Origin of the sequence: Mesorhizobium sp. Cs1299R1N1, from assembly GCF_037179655.1 — a bacterium.
Classification (GTDB): domain Bacteria; phylum Pseudomonadota; class Alphaproteobacteria; order Rhizobiales; family Rhizobiaceae; genus Mesorhizobium; species Mesorhizobium salmacidum.
The window spans coordinates 375,771-397,436 of the sequence record NZ_JAPYKR010000001.1 but is presented as its reverse complement, the minus strand read 5'-3'; the positions used below and the strand labels follow the sequence as shown (position 1 = coordinate 397,436).

Sequence of the window (21,666 nt, the reverse complement as noted above, 5' to 3'; positions counted from 1 at the left end):
GATAGCAATGCAATCAAATCGCCGCAAGTCGCAGGCCTCGGAGCGAAGGCTGGCCCTAAAGAAGCTTCCAGGCGATATAGACCAGCGTCAGCGCGATCACCCACAGCGCCACACGGCCAGAACGGCTGTAGCGTGCCTCGGCCTTGCCAATGGCGCGGGCGGTCGCTTCATCGAAGCGCAGGCCGTGCTCGGCCATCAGGTCGATCTCTCGCGACAGCCGTTCCGTACGGGCCGCGAGTTCCGGCGCCTGGCGGATAAGCGCCAGCATCGCCTTGCCGCCGTCGCGTGCGTCGGTCAGCAAGCCGCGCGGCCCGAGGTTACCGGCTATCCAGCCACTGACTACCGGCTCGGCGGTCCTCCACATGTTGAAAGCCGGATCGAGCGTGCGCGCCACGCCCTCGACCACCACCATCGTTTTCTGCAGCAGGATCAATTCAGGCCGTGTCGCCATGTCGAAGAGTTCGGTCACCTCGAACAGCAGCGTCAAAAGCTTGGCCATGGAAATGGTTTCGGCCGGCTGGCCGTGGATCGGCTCGCCGATCGCACGGATCGCCTGCGCGAAGGCGGAGACGTTGTGCTGGCGCGGCACATAGCCGGCCTCGAAATGCACCTCGGCGACGCGCAGATAGTCGCGTGTGATGAAGCCGTAGAGGATCTCGGCGAGGAAGCGGCGCTCCTTCTTGCCGAGGCGTCCGGCAATGCCGAGATCGACGGCGACGATGGTGCCGTTTGCCTCGACGAACAGATTGCCCGGATGCATGTCGGCGTGGAAGAAGCCGTCGCGCAGTGTATGGCGCAGGAAGGACTGGATGAGATTGGCGGCGATCGCCTTCAGGTCATGGCCGGCGCTTTGCAGGCTGGCGATATCGTTCATCTTGACGCCGTCGACCCATTCCATGGTCAGCACGTCGCGACCGGTGCGTTCCCAGTCCACCGAAGGGACGCGAAAGCCAGGGTCTTCCCTGGTGCTTTGGCCAAGTTCCGAGAGCGCGGCCGCCTCGAGGCGCAGGTCCATCTCGATCCTGGTGGTCTGCGCCAGCGTCTCGGTTACTTCGACCGGCCTCAGCCGGCGCGACGATGGTATGTATTTTTCCTGCAGGCGGGCGGCGAGGAAATAGCTTTCGAGGTCCTGGAAGAAGCGGCGGCGCACGCCTGGCCGGATGACCTTGACCGCCACCTTCCTGGCGACGCCACCATCGACGGTTTCAGCGGCATGGACCTGAGCGATGGAGGCGGCGGCGACCGGATCGCCGAATTGCTTGTAGAGATCGCCGAGCTTGCGCCCGAGCGAGGCTTCGATCGCCGCGACCGCCTCGGCCGTCGGGAAGGTGTGCATCTTGTCCTGCAGCATGGCGAGATCGAGCGCCATGTCGTTGCCGACGACATCGGGCCGCGTCGCCAGGAACTGGCCAAGCTTGACATAGGAAGGCCCGAGCCGGACCACTGCCTTGGCCAGCCGATCGCTACGCTCATAGGCAAGCGCGCGGCGGCGGGTGAACAGCCGCGCCAGCCGCCAGCCGAATTTCGGCAGGCCGGACAGTTCCTCGCCGGGCAAGGCAGCGACGACGCCTTCGCGCACCAGCACCCAACCGGCCCGTACGAGCCGGAACCCCGCGCTGACGGTGCTCATGGCCGCGTCCGCCCCACCGGTTCGTTGAACTGGCGCAAGGCACGTCGCGTGTTGGAGATGGGCGACGGCGTCAAAGCTTCCAGCCCGAATGCAGGGCCGCTATGCCGCCTGAATAGTTGCGGAAGGAGACGCGATCGAAGCCGGCGCGGGAAATCATCGCCGCGAAGTTTTGCTGATTGGGGAATTTCGCGATCGATTCGACCAGATAGGAATAGGGCTCGCCGTCGCCGGTGACCAACTTGCCGATCCTGGGAATGGCATTGAACGACCAGGCTTCGTAGACCTTGTCGAGCAACGGCATCTCGACCTCGGAAAACTCCAGGCACAGAAGGCGGCCGCCGGGCTTCAGCACGCGGAACGCCTCGTCCAGGGCCACGTCGATATGCGGGACGTTGCGAATGCCGAACGCGATGGTGTAGGCGTCGAAACTGGCGTCAGGGAAGGGCAGTTCCTCGGCGTTGGCCTCGACGAAATCGGTGTTGCCGGACAGGCCCTTCTTTTCGGCCCTGTCACGGCCGACAGCGAGCATCGAGCCGTTGATGTCGAGCACGGTGGCATGGGCATGGCCATGGCTGGCATCGACGATGCGGAAGGCGATGTCGCCGGTGCCACCGGCAACATCGAGCACACGCCAGCCCGAGCGCTTGGGCGGATTGAGCCAGGCGACCATGGCATCCTTCCACAGCCGGTGCAGGCCGCCTGACATCAGGTCGTTCATCAGGTCGTAGCGATTGGCGACCTTGCGGAAAACATCGTTGACCAGGGACTGCTTCTCGCCTTCCCCTACACGCTTGAAACCATAGGAGGTTTCCATGCCGCCGGCGGCCGTGGTTCTCTCAACTGACATTTTTTTGATCCGTCATAAAACCGGCGGGACCATAGCCGATCGATGATGCGGGCGCTATTGTTTAAGGCGCGGTGTTCAGCCGCGCTTCCAGGTGGTGGGTTTTCAAGACCTGGACTGACCGACGGGATGTTTGAATGCCTTTGAAAGCGGAACTGCACTGCCACATCGAAGGGGCAGCGGCGCCAGATCTCGTCATCCGCCAGGCGCAGAAATACGGCAAGGATACCTCGCCCTATATCCAGAACGGGTCCTTCGTCTGGCAGGATTTCACCTCCTTTCTCGCGGCCTATGATTTTTCCGCCGACCTGTTCCGGACCGAGGAGGATTACGCGCGGCTGGCCGACCATTATCTGACCAGCCTGGCCCGCGACGGGGCAATCTACTCCGAGGTGTTCACCTCGCCGGACCACGCGACGAAAGCCGGACTGTCGCCCAAGGCCTACACCGATGCGCTCGGCGAAGGCATGCTGCGCGCCAAGGCCAAGACCGGCATAGAGGGCCGCATGATCGTCACCGGCGTGCGCCATGTCGGCGTCGAATCGATCGAGCGGGCGGCACGCTTCGCGGCACGCTGCGGCCATCCGCTGGTCACCGGTTTCGGCGTCGCCGGCGACGAGCGCACGGGCGACATGGAAGACTACGTCAGGGCTTTCGAGATCGCGCGGGAGGCCGGGCTCGGCATCACCGTCCATGCCGGCGAACTGACGGGCTGGGAGACTGTCCAGGCGGCACTCGACCATATCCGCCCGTCGCGCATCGGCCATGGCGTGCGCGCCATCGAAAATCCCGACCTTGTCCGGCGCATCGCTGATGAGGGCGTCGTGCTGGAGTGCTGCCCCGGTTCCAACATCGCGCTCAAGGTCTTCGACAGTTTCGCCGACCATCCGTTTCCGGCCCTGCAGGCGGCGGGCTGCAAGGTGACGCTCAACTCCGACGACCCACCCTATTTCTGGACCTCGCTGAAGCGCGAATACGACATTGCGGCGGAGCATTTCGCGATGAATGAGAAAGCGCTCGCCGCGGTCACCAGGACGGCCATCGAGGCGGCTTTCATCGACCGCAAGACCAAAGCGGCGCTTCTTGCCCGGCTGAACAGTGCCGCTCGCTGATTTCTTTTGACAAAGCTGTGGTCGATGCGGGCCAAGCGGTTCCTTGGCCGGTCCAATACCGCTAGGGTTCGCCCAAGCAGCTTGAAGCGCGACACGTCCGAAAGGGTCCATGCGCGCGGTTTCGGGCGACACCGCATCAGGAGAACATCATGAAGGGCGTCACCGTCGTCGACCATCCGCTTGTCCAGCACAAGCTGACCATCATGCGCAAGAAGGAGACCTCGACGGCCGGCTTCCGGCGGCTGCTGCGCGAGATTTCGCTGCTGCTCGGCTATGAGGTCACCCGCAATCTCGAACTGACGACGACAACGATCGAAACGCCCATGGAGACGATGGAAGCTCCGACGCTGGAGGGCAAGAAACTGGTCTTCGCCTCGGTCCTGCGCGCCGGCAACGGCTTGCTCGAAGGCCTGCTCGACCTGGTGCCGGCGGCCCGCGTCGCCCATGTCGGCCTCTATCGCGATCACGAGACGCTGGAGGCTGTCGAGTATTTCTTCAAGGCGCCGAGCGACCTCGCCGACCGGCTGGTCATCGTCGTCGACCCGATGCTGGCGACAGCCAATTCGGCGATCGCGGCGATCGACAAGTTGAAGGAGCGCGGCGCCACCAATATCCGCTTCCTGTGCCTGCTGGCGGCGCCCGAAGGCATCGAGCGCTTTACCAAGGCGCATCCGGATGTTCCGGTCTTCACCGCGTCCATCGATCGCCAGCTCAACGAGAAGGGCTACATCATGCCCGGTCTTGGCGACGCCGGCGACCGCATGTACGGGACGAAATAGGCCGTCTGATCCTCTTAGGTCTATAAAACGTCCCCGTACCGGCGAATTGAGCAGTAGTTCTCTGGCATCCAAGGTATTTTCGTCGTGTTACCCATACTCGGATTCTTGCCTCGATTAAGGCGCCCCACGAATGACACAAGGCGGATCTTCATCAGTGGGACGGGGAGGGCTGGGCCCACTTATCTTGTCGAGCTGCTAACGGAGCTTGGTCTGGATACCGGCGAATGGTCGGCGACAGATTATTCTCCGAAAGCCCGAGCCGGCCTGGAAAGAGGGATCTTTGATCCGTGCGGCCCGAGAATAATCAAGAGTCCATTTCTATGTGAGAATGTGGACGCGGTCTTGGCTGCTGGCATTAAGATAGATCACGTCGTCATTCCGGTCCGACGGTTTGAGGATGCCGCGGCCAGTCGAGCTTACGTGCAGGAAATAACAACTGCCTCGCCAGACGGCTCCCCGGTTGCGGGAGGACTGTGGGAGACGGACCATGCGGATGAACAGATTGGCGTTTTGTATCGCAAGTTCGCAAATCTGATTGAATCGTTGTCAAGAAACGACATTCCAATGACGCTAATCTCCTTCCCACGTAGCGCAACGGATCCCCAATACTTATTTGGCAAACTGTCCTCTCTAATGCCAGGCGTTAGCGAATCCATGTTTCAGCAGGCGTTTTCACGAATAGCGAAGCCGTCATTGATCCATAAATTCGCGTAGGCCAGGAGCAACACTACTGATATAGGCTGACGATTCCCGGCCCGATACGGTTCGTTTACGAAGACCTGCGGTTTCGGCCTGCGTTAAAAAAGCAAACATCATGACGTGGTAAGTGTCGACTTTCACAAAGGCCGATCCATGCTGCGCAAGCTTCTTATTCTCAGCGTCTTTGCCGGTGCGTCGGCATCGATCCCGGTTGTCTACCAGTCAAATCCGCGAATATTCGAAAACCTGCTGAAATCGGCGGTGACGGCCAAGCCCGGGGCCGAGACGCAACCCGAGGCCAGTCTGGCGTCTGTTCCCGGCAAACCGGTGGCGCCGCTGCCGACCGGCCGCAAGGTTGTGGTTGCGGCTGACGGGCGCGGACACTTCTCGTCCACCTTCAAGCTCAACGGCCGTCAGGTCGACGGCATGATCGACACCGGCGCGACGCTGGTGGCGGTCAATACGTCGACGGCGCGCAGGATCGGGCTGTCGCTCAATCCTTCCGATTTCAGTCATGAGGTCAGCACCGCCAACGGCGTTATCAAGGCAGCCGTGGTGATGATCGACCGCCTGCAGATCGGCAGCATCAGCGTCGACGGTGTGCAGGCGATCGTGCTCGACGACAAGGCACTGCGCACCAATCTGATCGGCATGAGTTTTCTCAGCCGGCTCGGCAAATACCAGGCCGAGAACGGCACATTGCTGCTGGTTCAGTAGGGTCCACTCAGCCGCGCGGCAGAATCCGCCGGATGACCGACTTGTCGGCGACCGGCTTCGAAGCACCGATCGCATAGGCTGAAAGCACAGCCGCGGCAGCCGCTTCGGCATCGGAGGGTGAGCGGGCGTGGATCAGCGCCAGCGCATCTCCGGCGTTTACTTCCGCGCCTATGGGCAGCAGCCTGGTGATGCCGACCGCGGGATCGATCTTGTCGTCGGGCCGTGTGCGCCCGCCGCCCAGCCCGACCACCGCGAGGCCGATGTCGCGGGTGGCTATGCCGGTAACGAAACCGTCCGTCGTCGCCTTGACCGCGAATTCCGTTGCCGCCCCGGGCAGGTAATTTTCCGGCTTCTCGATGAAATCCGCAGGACCGCCAAGCACAGTCACCATGCGCGCGAAGGTGACGGCGGCGCGGCCGCTGGCGAGCGTCTCGGTGGCGCGGCGCATCCCGTCCTGGTTGGACGATACCAGCCCCGCCGACTGCAGCATTTCAGCGGCAAGCGCCAGCGTCACGTCCTCCAGCCGCCGGTCGCGCAAGCGGCCGGTCAGGAAATCGACGGCGTTGCGCACCTCGACGGCATTGCCGGCGGCCGAGGCCAGCGGCTCGTTCATGCCGGTGATCAGCGCCGAGACCTTCAGCCCGGCGCCGCTGGCAACCTCGACCAGGCTGTTGGCGAGCGCGGTCGCATCGCGGGATTTTTCCATGAAGGCGCCGTTGCCGACCTTGACGTCGAGCACCAGCGATTGCAGGCCTGCCGCGAGCTTCTTCGACAGGATCGATGCGGTGATCAGCGGCACCGATTCCACGGTTCCGGTGACGTCGCGGATGGCGTAGAGCCGGCGATCGGCAGGTGCCAGATCGGCGGTCTGGCCGATGATGGCGCAGCCTGTTTCCAGCACCGCCTTGCGGAACAGCGCGATGTCGGGCTGGCTGATGTAGCCGGGAATGGCATCCATCTTGTCCAGCGTGCCGCCGGTATGGCCGAGACCTCGGCCCGAGATCATCGGCACATAGGCACCGCAGGCGGCGACGATCGGCGCCAGCATGAGCGAGACATTGTCGCCGACACCGCCCGTCGAATGTTTGTCGGTGACGGGGCCCGGCAAATCCGACCAGTCGAGCACGTCGCCGGAATCACGCATGGCAAGCGTCATCGCCACGGCCTCGTCGCGGTTCATACCGTTGAAGAATACCGCCATGGCGAAGGCCGCGACCTGGCCGTCGGTTACGGTGCCCGACGTCACGCCGTCGATGAAGGCGGCGATTTCGTGAGGCGCCAGCCTATGGCCGTCGCGCTTGTGACGGATGATTTCCTGTGGAAGCATCAGCTCTCCAGCAGCCCGTCACGGAACACGCGCTGCAGCACCGTTGCCAGCCGCGATCCGCCAACCGGCGCCATGTCCTTGGTTTCCTGGTGCGAAAGCTCGGCGCCGGTCATGCCCGCGGCCAGGTTGGTGATGACCGAGCAAGCGGCGACGCGCAGGCCGAGGAAACGCGCGAGAATGACTTCCGGCACGGTCGACATGCCGACGGCATTGGCGCCCATGATGCGCGCCATGCGGATTTCGGCCGGCGTCTCGAAGCAGGGGCCCGAGAACCACATATAGACGCCCTTGTGCAGCGCTGTGCCGGTCGCCTTCGCCGCGCGTTCGATCGCGTCGCGGATGCCGGCATCATAAGCTTCGGTGAGGCCGACGAAACGGCGGTCGCTCGGCTCGCCGATCAGCGGATTGGTGCCGGAGAAGTTGATGTGGTCGGTGAGCAGCATCACCGAGCCCGGCGGCATATCCGGATCGACCGAACCGGCTGCGTTGGTGAGGATCAGTTTCGTGATGCCGATGCCGGCAAGCACTTCCAGCACCGGCCGCATCGCGGCCGCAACGCCATGCTCGTAGTAGTGGGCGCGGCCGGACAGCATCAGCACCGGAACGCCGGCAAACAGCCCGGCCACCACTTCGCCGGCATGGCCGCTGACACCGCTCCGGGGAAAGCCGGGCAGGTCGGCATAGGAGACGCGGATGGGATTCTCGATCCGGTCGACCAGGCCGCCCAGGCCCGAACCCAGCACCAGCGCGGTCGACGGCGCCAGGCCGTCGAGCCTTTCGATAAGATGGTCCAGCGCCTTTTCCGTCATCTCGGCCTACGCATCATTTGATCCAGCTTTTCATTTTGAGCCAGCTTGTCATTTGAGCCAGCTTGTCATTTGAGAATGTCGCCGCGAAAACCATAGGGCAGCATGTCGCCCATGGTCACGGTCTCGGCCACGCCGGTGTTGTCGCACAGATAGAGCTTCGTTTCCGGACGGCAGAATTCGGCCAGCCGCTGGCGGCAGCCGCCGCAAGGCGAGCATTTGGCCATGCGTTCGGCAAGGACGGCGATTTCCACGATCTTGCCGCCGCCGCCCATGATGTAGTGGCCAAGCGCGGTGGTCTCGGCGCACCAGCCCTCGGGATAAGAGGCGATCTCGATGTTGGCGCCGGTGAAGATGCGTCCGTCCTCGGTGCGCAAGGCGGCACCCACCGGGAACTTCGAGTAGGGCGCATAGGCCTTGGCCATGGCGGACTTGGCCGCTTCGAACAGATCATGCGACATTCAGTTGTTTTCTCCGATGATCGTGTCCAAAACCCGGTGCTTCGTCCGCCGAACTGTCGACCCTTAGCGTTCCTTGACGTAGGGCACGCCGCCGGCGCGCGGCGGGATGGCCTTGCCGATGAAGCCGGCGAGCAGGATGACAGTCAGCACATAAGGCAGCGCCTGCATGAACTGCACCGACACCTTGCCGACAATGGGCAGCGGTGTCCCCTGCAGGCGGATCGACGCCGCGTCGAGGAAACCGAACAGCAAGCAGGCGAACATGGCGTTGACCGGCTTCCATTTGGCGAAGATCAGCGCCGCCAGCGCGATGTAGCCCTTGCCGGCGGTCATGTCCTTCACGAAGCCACCATTCTGCACCATTGACAGATAGGCGCCGGCGACGCCGGTGAGGATGCCGGTGCAGATCAGCGCGCGGTAGCGCAGCCAGGCGACCGAGATGCCGGCGGTGTCGACCGCGGCCGGATTTTCGCCGACCGCGCGCAGCCGGAGACCGAAGCGCGTGCGAAACAGCACCCACCAGGTGAACGGCACCATCGCAAAGGCGAAATAGACGAGGATCGAGTGGCCGGAGATCAGTTCGGCATAGATCGGACCGATGACAGGCACGTCCCTGGCCGCGTCGGCGCCAGGCCAGATGATCGCCTCGAACCGCTCGCCCGGTTGCAGCGCCGGCGTGCGGCCGCCCTGCTGGAACCAGGCCTGGCCGAGGATGATGGTCGATCCGGCGGCGACGAAGTTGATCGCCACGCCCGAAACGATCTGGTTGCCGCGATGGGTGATCGAGGCAAAGCCGTGCACCATCGCGAAGGCGACAGAGATCAGGATCGCCATGCCGAGACCGATGAGCGCCGAATGGAACACGGAAGCCGCGGCAGCACCCGCGAAGGCGCCGACCAGCATCTTGCCTTCGAGGCCGATGTCGAAAATGCCGGCCCGCTCCGAATAGAGGCCGGCGAGGCAGGCAAGAAGCAGCGGCACCGACAGTCGGATGGTCGAGTCCAGCACCTGGATGATTGCGTTGAAGATATCCATTTCAGGCACCCTTCCCGGTGACCGCCTGCATGCCCACCGATTTCGGGCTGAACGAAGCGAACAGAGCCTGGATATAGGGCCTGAACATGTGCTCCAGCGCGCCGGCGAAGAGGATGACCAACCCTTGAATGATGACGATCATGTCGCGGCTGATCGCCGGCATCTCGAAGGCGAGTTCGGCACCGCCCTGGTAGAGCATGCCGAACAGGATCGCCGCCAGCACGATGCCGACCGGATGCAGGCGGCCCATCAGCGCCACGGCGATACCGACGAAACCGGCGCCCGAAACAAAGTCGATCGCGACATTGTGCTGGTCGCCCATCACCGGATTGAGCGCCATCATTCCGGCCAGCGCGCCCGAGATCATCATCGCGGTAATGATGATGCGGGTTTCCGAAATGCCGGCATAGCGAGCCGCCTTCGGGCTGTGGCCATAGGTGCGCATCTCGTAGCCGAGCCTGGTGCGCCAGATCAGCAGCCAGACCAGGAAGGCCATCACCAGCGCCAGCAGGAAGCAGATGTTGAGAGGCGCCGAGCGGATCTTGGCGCCGAACAGTTCGATGATCCAGTTGAGCTTCGGCAGTTCCGCGCCGGCGAGGAAGTTGCGCGTCTGTGGCGCCTGCGACCCCGCCGGTTTCAACGGACCGACCAGCAGGTAGACCATGATCGAGGCGGCGATGAAGTTGAACATGATCGTCGTGATGACGATGTGCGAGCCGCGCCTGGCCTGCAGGTAGGCGGGGATCAGCGCCCACAATGCGCCCACAAGCGCCGAAGCGACGATGGCCAGCGGAAATGTCAGCCACCAGGGCAGAGTGCTGTCGAAGGAAAGACAGACGATGGCGATGCCGAGGCCGGCGATGTAGGCCTGTCCCTCGGTGCCGATGTTGAACAGGCCGCAATGCGCCGCCACCGCCACCGAAAGCCCGGTGAATATGAAGGTCGTGGCATAGAACAGGGTGAAGGCGATGCCTGTTCCCTTGCCGAAGGCGCCTTCGACCAGGATGACGGCGGCGCGGAACGGGTTTTCGCCGACCAGCATGACGACGAAGCCGGCGACGATGAAGGCGACCGACAGGTTGATCAGCGGGATCAGCCCATAGTCGGCCCAGGCCGGCAATTTGGCGTAAGGGGTGCTCATTGCGCGGCCTCCTGATGCTCGACACCGGCCATCAGCAAGCCAAGCTCGCCTTCGGTCGCGTCGGGGCCGCGCTCGCCGACGATGCGGCCGGCAAACATCACCAGGATGCGGTCGGAAAGCGAACGGATCTCGTCGAGCTCGACCGAGACCACCAGCACCGCCTTGCCCTGGTCGCGCATGGCGATCAGGCGCTTGTGGATGAATTCGATGGCGCCCACATCGACGCCGCGCGTCGGCTGGCCGACGATCAGCACGCCCGGGTCCTGTTCGATTTCACGTGCGAGCACGATCTTCTGTTGGTTGCCGCCGGAGAAATTGGCGGTCTTCAGGCGCGGATTGCCGGGACGGATGTCGTATTTCTCGATCTTGTCCCTGGCATCGGCCATGATGGCATCGATGTTGAGGAACGGTCCTTTGAGGTAGCGGGGATCGTCATGGTAGCCGAGGATGGAATTCTCGTTCTCCTCGAAGGCCAGCACCAGCCCGACATGATGGCGGTCTTCCGGCACGTGGGCGAGGCCGCGGTCGCGCAATTCGCCGGGATCGGCCTTGCCGGTGAGATCGATCGGCTTGCCCTCGAGCATCACGGAACCGGAAACGGCATGCCTGATGCCGGAAATCGCCTCGAGCAGTTCGGATTGGCCGTTGCCGGCGACGCCGGCGATGCCGACGATCTCGCCGGCGCGCAAATCGAAGGAGACGTCGTCGACCATGGTGACGCCGCGGGAATCCCTGACCGTCAGGTTCTTGACCACGAGCTTGACGGCACCGGCCTCGGCCTCGCCCTTTTCGACCCTCAGCAGCACGCGCCGCCCGACCATCAGTTCCGCCAGTTCCTCGACAGTGGTTTTCCTGGTCTCCCTGGTCGCCACCATCGTGCCCTGACGCATCACCGACACGGTGTCGGTGATGGCCATGATCTCGCGCAGCTTGTGGGTGATCAGCACCACCGTCTTTCCCTGTTCCTTCAATTGCCTGAGGATGCGGAACAGGTGGTCGGCCTCGGCCGGCGTCAAAACGCCCGTCGGTTCGTCGAGGATCAGGATTTCGGCGCCGCGATAAAGCGCCTTCAGGATTTCGACACGCTGCTGCAGGCCGACTGGCAGTTCCTCGATGATCGCATCGGGATCGACTTCCAGCCCGTATTCGCGCTCCAGCCGGTCAAGCTCGGAGCGCGCCTTCGCGATGCTGCTCTTCAGAAGCGCATCGGTTTCGGCGCCGAGGATGATGTTCTCCAGCACCGAGAAATTGTCGACCAGCATGAAATGCTGGTGCACCATGCCGATGCCGAGCGCGATCGCGTCATTGGGAGTCTTGATCGACGCCGGCTGGCCGCCGACACGAATCTCGCCGCTGTCGGCCTGGTAGAAACCATAGAGGATCGACATCAGCGTCGACTTGCCGGCGCCGTTCTCGCCGACGATGCCGTGGATGGTGCCGCGCGCGATCTCCAGATTGATGTCGCGGTTGGCGCGCACCGCGCCAAAACTCTTGTTGATGCCGATCAGTTCGATTGCGGCTTGCGCCATGCAGCCCGTCCCACTCTTATTTTTTATCGCTTGGTCAAGACGCCTAGCATGACGCTCCGCCCGTGCCAATTGTCCGGAGCAGCCTCCACTCTCGACAAATCCCCGCGCTCTTGTCAATTTCGAACGTGGCCGAAACTCTCGCATTCGCTAATATGGCGAGGTCGATTTGACGTTGCGGCGCAAGGTGTCGCGGCACAAAACTGAGGACTTTGCATGATCATGCCCACCGACCGGCTGACGACGCTGGAAATCCGCGCCGCCGAGCAGGAAAAGACCATCGAGGAACTGTCGGGCCAGATCGCCGAGCAGTGGAAGGTGATCGAACGCATGCAGCGCAAGCTTGATGCGCTGACCGACCGCTTCCTGGCGCTCGAAGAGCAGGCGGCACCGGACGTGCCAGTGACCAAACCGCCACACTGGTGAGCAAAAGGGGAGGGTCCTGGCCATGGCAGGTGAAAGCGACCGCATCGCAAGGGCCGGCGATTATGTGCTCGGCCTGATGAACGACGCCGAGCGCGAGCGGGCCGAGCGCGATCTCGAGATCGATCCTGCCTTCCGCGACGCGGTGGTGCGGCTCGCCGAACGCATGCATGTTTTCGACCGCACCGAAAAACCGACCGGCGCCAATCATTGGGCGCTGGTTACGCAACGCCTCGCCGAATTGCCGCAAATGCGCAGCGTTGGCCTGGGCGGCAACGATGCCAGGGCACCGACTGTGATCCGAAGCCTGTCCCGGCCACCACACGGCGTTGGCGTGCACGCGCTTGGCCACCGGCGTGGGTACGTCGTCATGGTCGGGCTGATCGCGGCCTTCGCGCTCGGCTATCTCGTGGGGAAACTGTGATCCAGCCGGCGCGACATCAGCATCATCGTTTCGCCGCCCTGCTCGCACATCTCGACCGTTTCCCAGCCGAGTGCCGCGTAGAACTCGCGCGCTTGCCATGTGTAGAGGTAGAGCATCTCGACGCCGACTGACGCCGCATGCGCTTCGATCGCCTTGACCAGCGCGGTGCCGGTTCCCTTGCCTTGATGAGCGGCATCGACGACAAGCCCGGCCAGCCATGGTGTCACATCATGCGCCGGTTCCAGTTCATGGTGCACCAGCAGGCAGGTGCCGACCGGCACATCGTTGACACGGGCAACCAAAGCCGTTTCAAAGCCGTCGCTGGTCAGAAGGTTGCGGAGCCCTGCCGCATCCTCTTCCAGCGTCCTTCCCGTGCCCTCGAAGAAGGCGGCAATCCGCAGTCGCGCCACGACGTCGATGTCATGCTCGCGCATGGATTCGATCGTTGGCTGCATTCCTCGCTCCTGTGCCATTTGCGAGCTTCGTCAGATCAGGCAAAAGCAAAACCGCCGGGCGTTGCCCGGCGGTTCCAGTCATTGCCGTACGGCGCCGCCGATCAATAGGGGCAGGCGTTATCAGCCGTGTAGTCGTGGACCTTGACCGTGCCGGCGATGATGTCGGCCTTGGCCTTTTCGACCGCCGCCTTCATCTCGGCCGTTACCAGCGCCTTGTTGTTGTCGTCCATGGCGTAGTCGACGCCACCTTCCTTGAGGCCGAGATTCTCGACGCCACCCTTGAAGGTGCCGTTCTTGCCGTCCATGAAGGCCGTGTAGACGGCAACGTCGACGCGCTTCAGCATCGAGGTCAGCACCTTGCCGGGCTGCAGGCCGTTCTGGTTGGAATCGACACCAATGCCGAGCTTGCCGGCATCGGCCGCTGCCTGCAGCACGCCGACGCCGGTGCCGCCGGCGGCCGCGTAGACAACGTCGGCGCCCTGATCGATCTGCGTCTTGGCGATCTCGCCACCCTTGGCCGGATCGTTCCACGCCGCCGGCGTGTCACCAGTCATGTTCTGGATGACGTCGGTCGCGCCGGCCGACTTGGCGCCGCCGACATAGCCGCATTCGAACTTGCGGATCAGCGGGATGTCCATGCCGCCGACGAAGGCAACCTTCTTCGACTTCGACGCCATCGCCGCCATGATGCCGACGAGATAGGAACCTTCATTCTCCTTGAACACCAGCGAGCGGACATTGGGCAGGTCGACGGCATCGTCGATGATGGCGAAGTTGAGGTCCGGGTATTCGGCCGCGACCTTCTTCAGCGCATCCTCCCAGGCAAAGCCGGCCATGACGATCGGGTTGTGGCCGTCCTCGGCGAAGCGGCGCAGCGCCTGCTCGCGCTGCGAGGCGTTCGACACTTCGAACTCGACGTAAGGGGTGCCGGTCTCGGTCTTGAACTTCTCGGCGCCGTGATAGGCAGCCTCGTTGAAGGATTTGTCGAATTTGCCGCCCAGATCGTAAAGGATGGCCGGCTGGACATCCGCGGCAAAAGCCGGAAGAACCATTGCGGTTGCGGCCAGGAGGCCGAGAACGATACGTTTCATGTGATCCACACCCTGTCGGTTATTTTTTCCGTTACGCACCGCCTGCCTGCCCGGTTCTCCGGCCGGCAAACGACGTCAGCCAGGAGTGTATTCCCCTCCCGCTCCCGGGCAATCTGGCACGGCCCGAAACAAAATTCACGCGGAATTTTGACCTTTTGGAAAAGCGCGCCATGGGCAAGCCGCGCCGCGTTCCGATCCTTGCGCGCAAGCTGTCGGGAGGCGGCCGGAATGACGCAGGCGATGGGTCAGTTCGCCGCGAACCGTCCGGTGCGCCGCTGCCGCCGGTAGCCGATGGCGTAAAGCAGGAAGGCCAGCACCGCGAATACGGCAAAGCCCGGCTGGTTGAGCACCCAGGCGATGGCGCCATCCCACAGCAGCGGACTGGCCTTGGTGCGGACGAAGCTTTCGAAGGCGGCCCGCGTGTCCGGCGAGACGGCCAGCCAACTCGCGTTGAGCGGGGTCAGCACAAGGGCCGAAGCCGCCACCGTGCGCGTCGTGTCGAGCACCGCCATGATGACGGAAACCGACAGCGCGACCATGGCTGCAAGACGAAAGACGAAGCGAAACATCAAGGCTCCCCCCCGGTCCCTCCTGGACGCTAACCAGGAGACCTCCGGCACATGTCCCGAAACCAGAAATAGAATGCGTGCGGCTTGTCCGCAATCGCGATACGCGAATTTGAAGCCCCGCGCTTGCTGAACCCTATGCGGCCGGCTCACGCCGGCGGCGGTGAACGAGCAAGACGGCAAGAATGCCCCCGGCAATGGCGCCGACCACCAGCCCGGCCAAGCCGATGAAGGCGGCAAAGTAGCCGCAGCCGCCCTCGAAGCAACTGACCTCGGCGACATCGGCGATCACCGAGCCAGCCAGGAAGCCGCCAACGGCGCCGATGACCGCGCCCAGGATGATGCCGAGCAAGGCAGCGACGATGGAAACGAAGACCGACGGCGCTTCGGCTTGCTGCCTGGCATAGACGCCTTCGGCACCGGAGCCGCGGCGCAGCAGATAGATGCAGAGCAGGCCGATGGCGATTTCGGCGCCGCCTATGAGCAAGCTCCTGGCGGAGAAGACGAAATCGGGCACGGCAAGCACATAGGCCAGCCTCGCAAGCACCCAGATGATGGTCGCCACCTGCCAGATGATGAAGTGGCGCGGGAAGCGCGCCGAGCGGCCAAAGGCAAGGCCGAGAAGGTAGAGTCCCCACAGAATGGTGATGATGTCGACGGCAAGCCCGCCGAGGAGGAAATAGAAGATCCTGTCCGGCAGGCCGGAATTGCCGGTCAGCCACCAGGCCGAGGCCAGGCCGTAGACCGACCAAGCCATGACGAAGATGAGCCAGCCCACCGGCACGTAGGACAGCCCGCTGTCCGGGTGCCCCGTCGGCGCCTGTCCACTGTCCGGCGTTCCGCCCGGTTTTTCACTGCTTGAAGACATCTCCGGACGATGCCCCCCCGCAAAGCCTCCGCTTCACTCGACAGGTGGGCCGCGGCGAAGTCAAGCGCGGCCGGCCCTACGGCCATGGCTGTGCACATCATTCGGGCGGCGGCGGCTTGAAAAACGGGTGCGACGCAGCTTGGCGGAGCGGTGTGTGGCCGGCAAAGCGAATAGACCGCCGTTATGGCTTGGCATTCGGCGCGGGATCGACTAGATGAGCCCCGCGCCTGTTGCTTTGACGGCTCAGGTGCGAAGGGAAGGTGTTTGCTGGTTGGCGGCACCCACGGCGCTGATTTCGCGTACCGGCCTCCCTGAAGGGACTGCATTGTCCCCAACCCGCGCGGCGAAACCGGCCAACGCGAAAAATGCAAGGACGGAGAGGTGGCCGAGTGGTTGAAGGCGCACGCCTGGAAAGTGTGTTTACGGGAGACCGTAACGCGGGTTCGAATCCCGCTCTCTCCGCCATAACGTCCTGATTTTCCTGGATAATTTGAAAATTTTTCAAACCTTGCCCGCCAAGAAGCCCTGTTATCGGAAATGCCATTGGATGCGACTGCATGCAACAGCATCCTACAGCGCGTCACTGCGTTAGGCCGCAATTCCCGCCTGGCGTTGGCTTGGGATGGTCCTTTGCCGCTTTCACAATACGCCGCCTGATAATCGGTGCCACCTCCAAACCGTGGCTCGCTGGTAGTCGTCGAAGGCGACCTCTATCGCCGGTGGTCCGCCGCCTATCCCGAAACCTTTATAAAATTCCTATTTCTTTCCCATCCGCCCCGTCTCGAACCTTTATGGCGATCGGGTCCATATAACACGCCGACAGAAGCTTTGAATGCCGTCGCCATCGAGGCGACGAACAAGCGCGAGCGGTTTTTGGCCTCTTCGATTGCGGCCGAAAGACACGAGTGAAAGCAAGGAAGGCAATCATGGACGTCATTGTTCTCATGGTCGGGGTTTTGTTCTTCGCTCTGTCCCTCGTCTACGTCAAAGCCTGCGACAGAATCTGAGCGGAAGGGTCGAATCATGCTTTTCGATTACATCCTCGGTGGTGGCGTGACCTTGTTCCTGCTCGCCTACCTCACCTACGCCCTCATTCGTCCAGAGCGTTTCTAATCCACCGGCGCACGGAAGCTACATCATGATCATGAACGGATGGATACAGATCCTCCTCTATTGCGGGATCCTCGTTTTGCTGGTGAAGCCGCTCGGCTTCTACATGCACCGCGTCTTCAAAGGTGATCGCACGCCGCTTTCGCCGATCTTCCGCCCGCTCGAACAGGGGCTCTACCGCATTTGCGGAACCAGCGAGCGCGAGGAACAGCACTGGGCCAGCTATGCGGTGGCGCTGCTGCTGTTCAACCTGGCAGGCTTCCTGGTGCTCTATGTCCTGCAGCGCCTCCAGGGCGGCCTGCCCTACAATCCGGCAGGCATGAGCGCGGTCGACCCGGCGCTCGCCTTCAACACCGCCGCCAGCTTCATGACCAACACCAACTGGCAGAACTACGGCGGCGAAAGCACGATGTCCTACCTCGTGCAGATGGCCGGCCTGACTGTCCAGAATTTCGTTTCGGCCGCCACAGGCATTGCCATTGCGATCGCGCTGATCCGCGGCTTTGCCCGCGCTTCCGGAAGATCGATCGGCAATTTCTGGGTCGATATGACGCGCGCCACGCTCTATGTGCTTTTGCCGCTCTGCATCGTGCTTACCCTGGTCTATGTCTGGCTCGGCATGCCGCAGACGCTCGGGCCTTACGTCAACGCCACCACGCTGGAGGGCGCCAGGCAGACGATCGCGCTCGGTCCGGTCGCCTCGCAGGTCGCCATCAAGATGCTCGGCACCAATGGCGGCGGGTTCTTCAATGCCAACGCGGCACATCCATTCGAAAACCCCGATGGCATCTCCAACCTGATCCAGATGCTGTCGATCTTCGTCGTCGGCGCTGCCTTGACCAACGTCTTCGGCCGCATGGTCGGCAACCAGCGTCAGGGCTGGGCGATCCTGGCCGCCATGGGCGTGCTGTTCATCGCCGGCGTCGCCGTCTGCTATTGGGCGGAAGCCGCGGGCAATCCGCTGGTCCATGCGCTCGGCATCGACGGCGGTAACATGGAAGGCAAGGAGACCCGTTTCGGCATCGCGCTCTCGGCGCTGTTCGCGGTCATCACCACGGCGGCCTCCTGCGGCGCGGTCAACGCCATGCATGACAGTTTCACCGCGCTCGGCGGCATGATCCCGCTCATCAACATGCAGCTCGGCGAGGTCATCGTCGGCGGCGTCGGCGCCGGTTTCTACGGCATGCTGATGTTCATCCTGATCGCCGTCTTCGTCGCCGGCCTGATGGTCGGGCGAACGCCCGAATATCTCGGCAAGAAGATCGAGGCCAAGGAGGTCAAGATGGCGATGCTGGCCATCCTGTGCCTGCCGCTGGCGATGCTGGTCTTCACCGCCATCGCGGTGGTGCTGCCGAGCGCGGTGGCCTCGATCGCCAATGGCGGGCCGCACGGCTTCTCCGAAATCCTCTACGCCTACACCTCGGCGGCGGCGAACAACGGTTCGGCCTTCGGCGGCCTCGGCGGCAACACGCCCTGGTACAACATCACGCTCGGCATCGGCATGCTGATGGGCCGTTTCCTGGTCATCATCCCGGCGCTCGCCATCGCCGGCGCGCTGGCGGCGAAGAAGACCGTGCCCGCCTCGGCCGGCACCTTCCCGACCGACGGCCCGCTGTTCGTCGGGCTGCTGGTCGGCGTCATCGTCATCGTCGGCGGCCTGACCTTCTTCCCGGCGCTCGCCGTCGGACCTGTTGTCGAGCACCTGGCAACGATTCATGGACAGACATTCTGAGGCAGACATGTCCTGGTTCAGCAACAAGCGCCGCAATGTCAGGCATCGGGCCGATCCGGGGAAGGAGGGAATGCCGCCTCCTTTCCCGACCCTGTCGACATTTCTTGGGCTTGCCGCCGCCACGATCGCGCTCTGGCTGCTGGCCTACGGGCTTCCTCATCTTTTTCCGGCATCCGACCAATCGGTGCCGCACATCAATATTGAAACCGGATCTTCAAAATGAGCCAGTCAAGATCGGCCAGCATCATGGATGCCGGCATCCTGTGGCCCGCCATCGGCGGTGCCTTCCGCAAACTCGATCCGCGCACGCTGGCCCGCAATCCGGTGATGTTCGTCGTCGCCGTCGTGTCGGCGCTGACATCGGTGCTGTTCGTCAAGGATCTCGTCACCGGTGGCGGCGATCTGCGCTTCACGCTGCAGATCATCATCTGGCTGTGGTTCACGGTGCTGTTTGCCAATTTCGCCGAAGCCGTCGCCGAAGGGCGAGGCAAGGCGCAGGCGGATTCGCTGCGCAAGGCGCGCACCGAAACCCAGGCCAAGCTTTTGACAGGCGAGGATCGCACCAAGTTCAAGCTGGTGCCCGGCACCGGTTTGAAGGTCGGCGACATCGTTCTCGTCGAGGCCGGCGACATCATCCCGTCCGACGGCGAGGTGGTGGAAGGCGTCGCCTCGGTCAACGAGGCGGCGATCACGGGCGAGTCCGCGCCGGTCATCCGCGAATCCGGCGGCGACCGCTCGGCGGTCACCGGCGGCACGCAGGTGCTCTCCGACTGGATCCGCGTGCGCATCACCGCCGCCGCCGGCCATACTTTCCTCGATCGCATGATCTCGCTGGTCGAAGGCGCCGAGCGCCAGAAGACGCCGAACGAAATCGCGCTCAACATCCTGCTCGTCGGCATGACGCTGATCTTCGTGCTGGCCACCGCGACCATCCCGAGCTTTGCCTCCTACTCAGGCGGCTATATCTCGGTGACCGTGCTCGTCGCGCTGTTCGTGACGCTCATCCCGACCACGATCGGCGCGCTGCTGTCGGCCATCGGCATTGCCGGCATGGACCGCCTGGTGCGCTTCAATGTGCTGGCCATGTCGGGCCGTGCCGTCGAAGCCGCCGGCGACGTCGACACGCTGCTGCTCGACAAGACCGGCACCATCACGCTCGGCAATCGCCAGGCGACCGAGTTCCGCCCGGTCAGGGGCGTCAGCGAGCAGGAACTGGCCGACGCGGCACAGCTTGCCTCGCTCGCCGACGAGACGCCGGAAGGCCGCTCGATCGTGGTGCTGGCCAAGGAGAAATACGCCATCCGTGCCCGCGACATGGCGACATTGCACGCCACGTTCGTGCCCTTCACGGCACAGACCCGCATGAGCGGCGTCGACGTAGACGGCTCTTCGGTGCGCAAAGGCGCGGTCGATTCGATCCTGACCTATGTCAGCCAGCCGACATCAGCCACGCATGGCACACGGCCCGGAAGCGATACCGTGCGCGACCTGCAGGCGATCGCCGACGAGGTCGCCAAATCGGGCGGCACGCCGCTGGCGGTCGAGAGGGACGGGCGGCTGCTCGGCGTCGTCCACCTCAAGGACATCGTCAAGGGCGGCATCCGCGAGCGCTTCGCCGAACTGCGCAGCATGGGCATCCGCACGGTGATGATCACCGGCGACAATCCGATGACGGCGGCAGCCATCGCGGCGGAAGCCGGCGTCGACGACTTCCTTGCCCAGGCAACGCCCGAGGACAAGCTGAAGCTGATCCGCGACGAGCAGGCCAAGGGCAAGCTGGTCGCCATGTGCGGCGACGGCACCAACGACGCGCCAGCCCTTGCGCAGGCCGATGTCGGCGTGGCCATGAACACCGGCACGGTCGCCGCCCGCGAGGCCGGCAACATGGTCGACCTCGACAGCGATCCGACCAAGCTCATCGAGATCGTCGAGATCGGCAAGGCGCTGTTGATGACGCGCGGGTCGCTGACCACCTTCTCGATCGCCAATGACGTCGCCAAGTATTTCGCCATCATTCCGGCCATGTTCGCCGTCTTCTACGTCGCGCCAGGCCAAACGAGGGGCCCGTTGCAGGCACTCAACATCATGCACCTTGCGACACCGCAGAGCGCCATCCTGTCGGCCATCATCTTCAACGCGCTGATCATCATCGCGCTGATCCCGCTGTCGCTGCGCGGCGTGAAGTACCGGGCGATCGGCGCCGGCGCGCTGCTCAGCCGCAACCTTCTCGTCTACGGCCTCGGCGGCATCGTCGTGCCGTTCGTCGGCATCAAGATAATCGACATGGCCGTCACGGCCCTCGGCCTTGCATAAGGATCATTCCGATGCTCAAGCAAATCAGACCCGCGATCATCATGATCGCCTTCTTCACCATGTTGACCGGGCTCGTCTATCCCATCGGCATGACCGGCATCGCCCAGGCGCTGTTCCCGCGCCAGGCCAACGGCAGCCTGATCGAGAAGGACGGCAAGGTGATCGGCTCCGAACTGATCGGGCAGGCCTTCGCCAGCGACAAGTATTTTCACGGACGACCTTCGGCGGCGGGCAATGGCTATGATGCCGGCGCCTCGGGCGGCTCCAATCTCGGCCCGACCAATCCGAAGTTGATCGAGCGCATCAAGGACGATGCCGGGAAGCTGAAGGCGGAAAATCCGAATGCGCCGGTGCCGATGGACCTGGTGACCACATCCGGCAGTGGCCTTGATCCGCAGATCAGCCCCGAGGCCGCTTATTTCCAGGTTCCGCGCGTGGCCAAGGCCAGGGGCATCGACGAAGCCAAGGTCAAGGCGCTCGTCGACAGCCAGGTCGTGGACCGGGAGTTGGGCGTGCTCGGCGAGCCGGCGGTCAATGTGCTGGCCCTCAACCTGGCGCTGGATGCCGCGAAATAGGTGATGGCCGGCGCCGGGGATCGACACGGTCC

General features: G+C 63.5%; 22 protein-coding genes and 1 tRNA gene. 11 read left to right on the top strand and 12 right to left on the bottom strand.

From position 1 onward, the window contains the following. Positions 1 to 55: 55 nt before the first annotated feature. Together ubiB and ubiE are read right to left on the bottom strand one after the other, a co-directional pair. Positions 56 to 1,630, bottom strand: coding sequence for a 2-polyprenylphenol 6-hydroxylase (gene ubiB, locus O7A70_RS01865; RefSeq protein WP_337138787.1), 1,575 nt, complete (start codon positions 1,628 to 1,630; stop codon positions 56 to 58). 70 nt (positions 1,631 to 1,700) lie between these two features. Then, positions 1,701 to 2,477 carry a bifunctional demethylmenaquinone methyltransferase/2-methoxy-6-polyprenyl-1,4-benzoquinol methylase UbiE gene (ubiE, locus tag O7A70_RS01860; protein ID WP_337138786.1) on the bottom strand — a complete coding sequence of 259 codons (777 nt, stop codon included), beginning with the start codon at positions 2,475 to 2,477 and terminating at the stop codon, positions 1,701 to 1,703. 134 nt (positions 2,478 to 2,611) lie between these two features. On the opposite strand from ubiE, the gene O7A70_RS01855 reads away from it, so the two are divergent. The 3 genes from O7A70_RS01855 to O7A70_RS01845 all read left to right on the top strand — a co-directional run bounded on the left by O7A70_RS01855 (position 2,612) and on the right by O7A70_RS01845 (position 5,781). Next, positions 2,612 to 3,586 carry an adenosine deaminase gene (locus tag O7A70_RS01855; protein WP_337138785.1) on the top strand — a complete coding sequence of 325 codons (975 nt, stop codon included), beginning with the start codon at positions 2,612 to 2,614 and terminating at the stop codon, positions 3,584 to 3,586. Positions 3,587 to 3,735: 149 nt separating this feature from the next. Further along, positions 3,736 to 4,365 carry a uracil phosphoribosyltransferase gene (upp, locus tag O7A70_RS01850; RefSeq protein WP_015315749.1) on the top strand — a complete coding sequence of 210 codons (630 nt, stop codon included), beginning with the start codon at positions 3,736 to 3,738 and terminating at the stop codon, positions 4,363 to 4,365. A gap of 852 nt (positions 4,366 to 5,217) precedes the next feature. Continuing rightward, on the top strand, positions 5,218 to 5,781 hold the full coding sequence (locus O7A70_RS01845; protein ID WP_337138784.1) for a TIGR02281 family clan AA aspartic protease: 564 nt from the start codon (positions 5,218 to 5,220) through the stop codon (positions 5,779 to 5,781). A gap of 7 nt (positions 5,782 to 5,788) precedes the next feature. Here the strand turns inward: O7A70_RS01845 and deoA are convergent, their stop codons facing one another. The 6 genes from deoA to O7A70_RS01815 all read right to left on the bottom strand — a co-directional run bounded on the left by deoA (position 5,789) and on the right by O7A70_RS01815 (position 12,080). Next, complete coding sequence (gene deoA, locus O7A70_RS01840) at positions 5,789 to 7,108, bottom strand: thymidine phosphorylase (RefSeq protein ID WP_337138783.1); 1,320 nt, start codon at positions 7,106 to 7,108, stop codon at positions 5,789 to 5,791. Continuing rightward, a complete protein-coding gene (locus O7A70_RS01835; protein WP_337138782.1) occupies positions 7,108 to 7,917 on the bottom strand; it encodes a purine-nucleoside phosphorylase in 810 nt (269 codons plus the stop codon). The genes deoA and O7A70_RS01835 overlap by 1 nt, the downstream gene beginning before the upstream one ends. Positions 7,918 to 7,982: 65 nt before the next feature. Continuing rightward, positions 7,983 to 8,375: a cytidine deaminase gene (gene cdd / locus O7A70_RS01830; RefSeq protein WP_337138781.1), complete on the bottom strand. Its 393-nt coding sequence runs from the start codon at positions 8,373 to 8,375 to the stop codon at positions 7,983 to 7,985. Positions 8,376 to 8,438: 63 nt separating this feature from the next. Then, positions 8,439 to 9,410, bottom strand: coding sequence for an ABC transporter permease (locus O7A70_RS01825; RefSeq protein ID WP_337138780.1), 972 nt, complete (start codon positions 9,408 to 9,410; stop codon positions 8,439 to 8,441). A gap of 1 nt (position 9,411) precedes the next feature. Continuing rightward, positions 9,412 to 10,551: an ABC transporter permease gene (locus tag O7A70_RS01820; RefSeq protein WP_337138779.1), complete on the bottom strand. Its 1,140-nt coding sequence runs from the start codon at positions 10,549 to 10,551 to the stop codon at positions 9,412 to 9,414. After that, the gene (locus O7A70_RS01815) at positions 10,548 to 12,080 is read right to left on the bottom strand and encodes an ABC transporter ATP-binding protein (protein ID WP_140745252.1); all 1,533 of its coding nucleotides are present in this window, start codon (positions 12,078 to 12,080) and stop codon (positions 10,548 to 10,550) included. The genes O7A70_RS01820 and O7A70_RS01815 overlap by 4 nt, the downstream gene beginning before the upstream one ends. A gap of 216 nt (positions 12,081 to 12,296) precedes the next feature. On the opposite strand from O7A70_RS01815, the gene O7A70_RS01810 reads away from it, so the two are divergent. Together O7A70_RS01810 and O7A70_RS01805 are read left to right on the top strand one after the other, a co-directional pair. Further along, on the top strand, positions 12,297 to 12,503 hold the full coding sequence (locus O7A70_RS01810) for a SlyX family protein (protein WP_181165827.1): 207 nt from the start codon (positions 12,297 to 12,299) through the stop codon (positions 12,501 to 12,503). A gap of 22 nt (positions 12,504 to 12,525) precedes the next feature. After that, a complete protein-coding gene (locus O7A70_RS01805; protein ID WP_337138778.1) occupies positions 12,526 to 12,924 on the top strand; it encodes a hypothetical protein in 399 nt (132 codons plus the stop codon). Here the strand turns inward: O7A70_RS01805 and O7A70_RS01800 are convergent. The 4 genes from O7A70_RS01800 to O7A70_RS01785 form a co-directional block, all read right to left on the bottom strand. Next, positions 12,903 to 13,379, bottom strand: coding sequence for a GNAT family N-acetyltransferase (locus O7A70_RS01800; protein WP_337138777.1), 477 nt, complete (start codon positions 13,377 to 13,379; stop codon positions 12,903 to 12,905). The genes O7A70_RS01805 and O7A70_RS01800 overlap by 22 nt on opposite strands. A gap of 101 nt (positions 13,380 to 13,480) precedes the next feature. Beyond that, positions 13,481 to 14,470 carry a BMP family lipoprotein gene (locus O7A70_RS01795; RefSeq protein ID WP_140502920.1) on the bottom strand — a complete coding sequence of 330 codons (990 nt, stop codon included), beginning with the start codon at positions 14,468 to 14,470 and terminating at the stop codon, positions 13,481 to 13,483. Positions 14,471 to 14,715: 245 nt separating this feature from the next. After that, positions 14,716 to 15,039, bottom strand: coding sequence for a hypothetical protein (locus tag O7A70_RS01790; RefSeq protein ID WP_027142997.1), 324 nt, complete (start codon positions 15,037 to 15,039; stop codon positions 14,716 to 14,718). Between the two features lie 133 nt (positions 15,040 to 15,172). Further along, a complete protein-coding gene (locus O7A70_RS01785) occupies positions 15,173 to 15,904 on the bottom strand; it encodes a hypothetical protein (protein WP_337138776.1) in 732 nt (243 codons plus the stop codon). Between the two features lie 375 nt (positions 15,905 to 16,279). Here O7A70_RS01785 and O7A70_RS01780 point away from each other — a divergent pair. The 6 genes from O7A70_RS01780 (at position 16,280) to kdpC (ending at position 21,634) form a co-directional block, all read left to right on the top strand. Further along, positions 16,280 to 16,369 (top strand) — tRNA-Ser (locus tag O7A70_RS01780). Positions 16,370 to 16,927: 558 nt separating this feature from the next. Continuing rightward, the gene (gene kdpF / locus O7A70_RS01775) at positions 16,928 to 17,017 is read left to right on the top strand and encodes a K(+)-transporting ATPase subunit F (protein ID WP_032919213.1); all 90 of its coding nucleotides are present in this window, start codon (positions 16,928 to 16,930) and stop codon (positions 17,015 to 17,017) included. A 25-nt stretch (positions 17,018 to 17,042) separates the two neighbouring features. Next, positions 17,043 to 18,746, top strand: a complete 1,704-nt coding sequence (kdpA, locus tag O7A70_RS01770; RefSeq protein ID WP_337138775.1) for a potassium-transporting ATPase subunit KdpA — start codon at positions 17,043 to 17,045, stop codon at positions 18,744 to 18,746. A 7-nt stretch (positions 18,747 to 18,753) separates the two neighbouring features. Then, positions 18,754 to 18,969 (top strand): hypothetical protein, encoded by a 216-nt coding sequence (locus O7A70_RS01765; protein ID WP_337138774.1) that lies wholly within the window; start codon positions 18,754 to 18,756, stop codon positions 18,967 to 18,969. After that, positions 18,966 to 21,059, top strand: coding sequence for a potassium-transporting ATPase subunit KdpB (kdpB, locus tag O7A70_RS01760; RefSeq protein WP_337138773.1), 2,094 nt, complete (start codon positions 18,966 to 18,968; stop codon positions 21,057 to 21,059). The genes O7A70_RS01765 and kdpB overlap by 4 nt, the downstream gene beginning before the upstream one ends. An 11-nt stretch (positions 21,060 to 21,070) precedes the next feature. Then, positions 21,071 to 21,634 (top strand): potassium-transporting ATPase subunit KdpC, encoded by a 564-nt coding sequence (gene kdpC, locus O7A70_RS01755; RefSeq protein WP_337138772.1) that lies wholly within the window; start codon positions 21,071 to 21,073, stop codon positions 21,632 to 21,634. The last annotated feature ends 32 nt before the right edge of the window (positions 21,635 to 21,666 follow it).

Coding starts and splice junctions, on each gene's coding strand:
- ubiB (WP_337138787.1), bottom strand. CDS start 1,630: ATGAGCACCGTCAGCGCGGGGTTCCGGCTCGTACGGGCCGGTTGGGTG.
- ubiE (WP_337138786.1), bottom strand. CDS start 2,477: ATGTCAGTTGAGAGAACCACGGCCGCCGGCGGCATGGAAACCTCCTAT.
- O7A70_RS01855 (WP_337138785.1), top strand. CDS start 2,612: ATGCCTTTGAAAGCGGAACTGCACTGCCACATCGAAGGGGCAGCGGCG.
- upp (WP_015315749.1), top strand. CDS start 3,736: ATGAAGGGCGTCACCGTCGTCGACCATCCGCTTGTCCAGCACAAGCTG.
- O7A70_RS01845 (WP_337138784.1), top strand. CDS start 5,218: ATGCTGCGCAAGCTTCTTATTCTCAGCGTCTTTGCCGGTGCGTCGGCA.
- deoA (WP_337138783.1), bottom strand. CDS start 7,108: ATGCTTCCACAGGAAATCATCCGTCACAAGCGCGACGGCCATAGGCTG.
- O7A70_RS01835 (WP_337138782.1), bottom strand. CDS start 7,917: ATGACGGAAAAGGCGCTGGACCATCTTATCGAAAGGCTCGACGGCCTG.
- cdd (WP_337138781.1), bottom strand. CDS start 8,375: ATGTCGCATGATCTGTTCGAAGCGGCCAAGTCCGCCATGGCCAAGGCC.
- O7A70_RS01825 (WP_337138780.1), bottom strand. CDS start 9,410: ATGGATATCTTCAACGCAATCATCCAGGTGCTGGACTCGACCATCCGA.
- O7A70_RS01820 (WP_337138779.1), bottom strand. CDS start 10,551: ATGAGCACCCCTTACGCCAAATTGCCGGCCTGGGCCGACTATGGGCTG.
- O7A70_RS01815 (WP_140745252.1), bottom strand. CDS start 12,080: ATGGCGCAAGCCGCAATCGAACTGATCGGCATCAACAAGAGTTTTGGC.
- O7A70_RS01805 (WP_337138778.1), top strand. CDS start 12,526: ATGGCAGGTGAAAGCGACCGCATCGCAAGGGCCGGCGATTATGTGCTC.
- O7A70_RS01800 (WP_337138777.1), bottom strand. CDS start 13,379: ATGCAGCCAACGATCGAATCCATGCGCGAGCATGACATCGACGTCGTG.
- O7A70_RS01795 (WP_140502920.1), bottom strand. CDS start 14,470: ATGAAACGTATCGTTCTCGGCCTCCTGGCCGCAACCGCAATGGTTCTT.
- O7A70_RS01790 (WP_027142997.1), bottom strand. CDS start 15,039: ATGTTTCGCTTCGTCTTTCGTCTTGCAGCCATGGTCGCGCTGTCGGTT.
- O7A70_RS01785 (WP_337138776.1), bottom strand. CDS start 15,904: ATGTCTTCAAGCAGTGAAAAACCGGGCGGAACGCCGGACAGTGGACAG.
- kdpF (WP_032919213.1), top strand. CDS start 16,928: ATGCTTTTCGATTACATCCTCGGTGGTGGCGTGACCTTGTTCCTGCTC.
- kdpA (WP_337138775.1), top strand. CDS start 17,043: ATGATCATGAACGGATGGATACAGATCCTCCTCTATTGCGGGATCCTC.
- O7A70_RS01765 (WP_337138774.1), top strand. CDS start 18,754: ATGTCCTGGTTCAGCAACAAGCGCCGCAATGTCAGGCATCGGGCCGAT.
- kdpB (WP_337138773.1), top strand. CDS start 18,966: ATGAGCCAGTCAAGATCGGCCAGCATCATGGATGCCGGCATCCTGTGG.
- kdpC (WP_337138772.1), top strand. CDS start 21,071: ATGCTCAAGCAAATCAGACCCGCGATCATCATGATCGCCTTCTTCACC.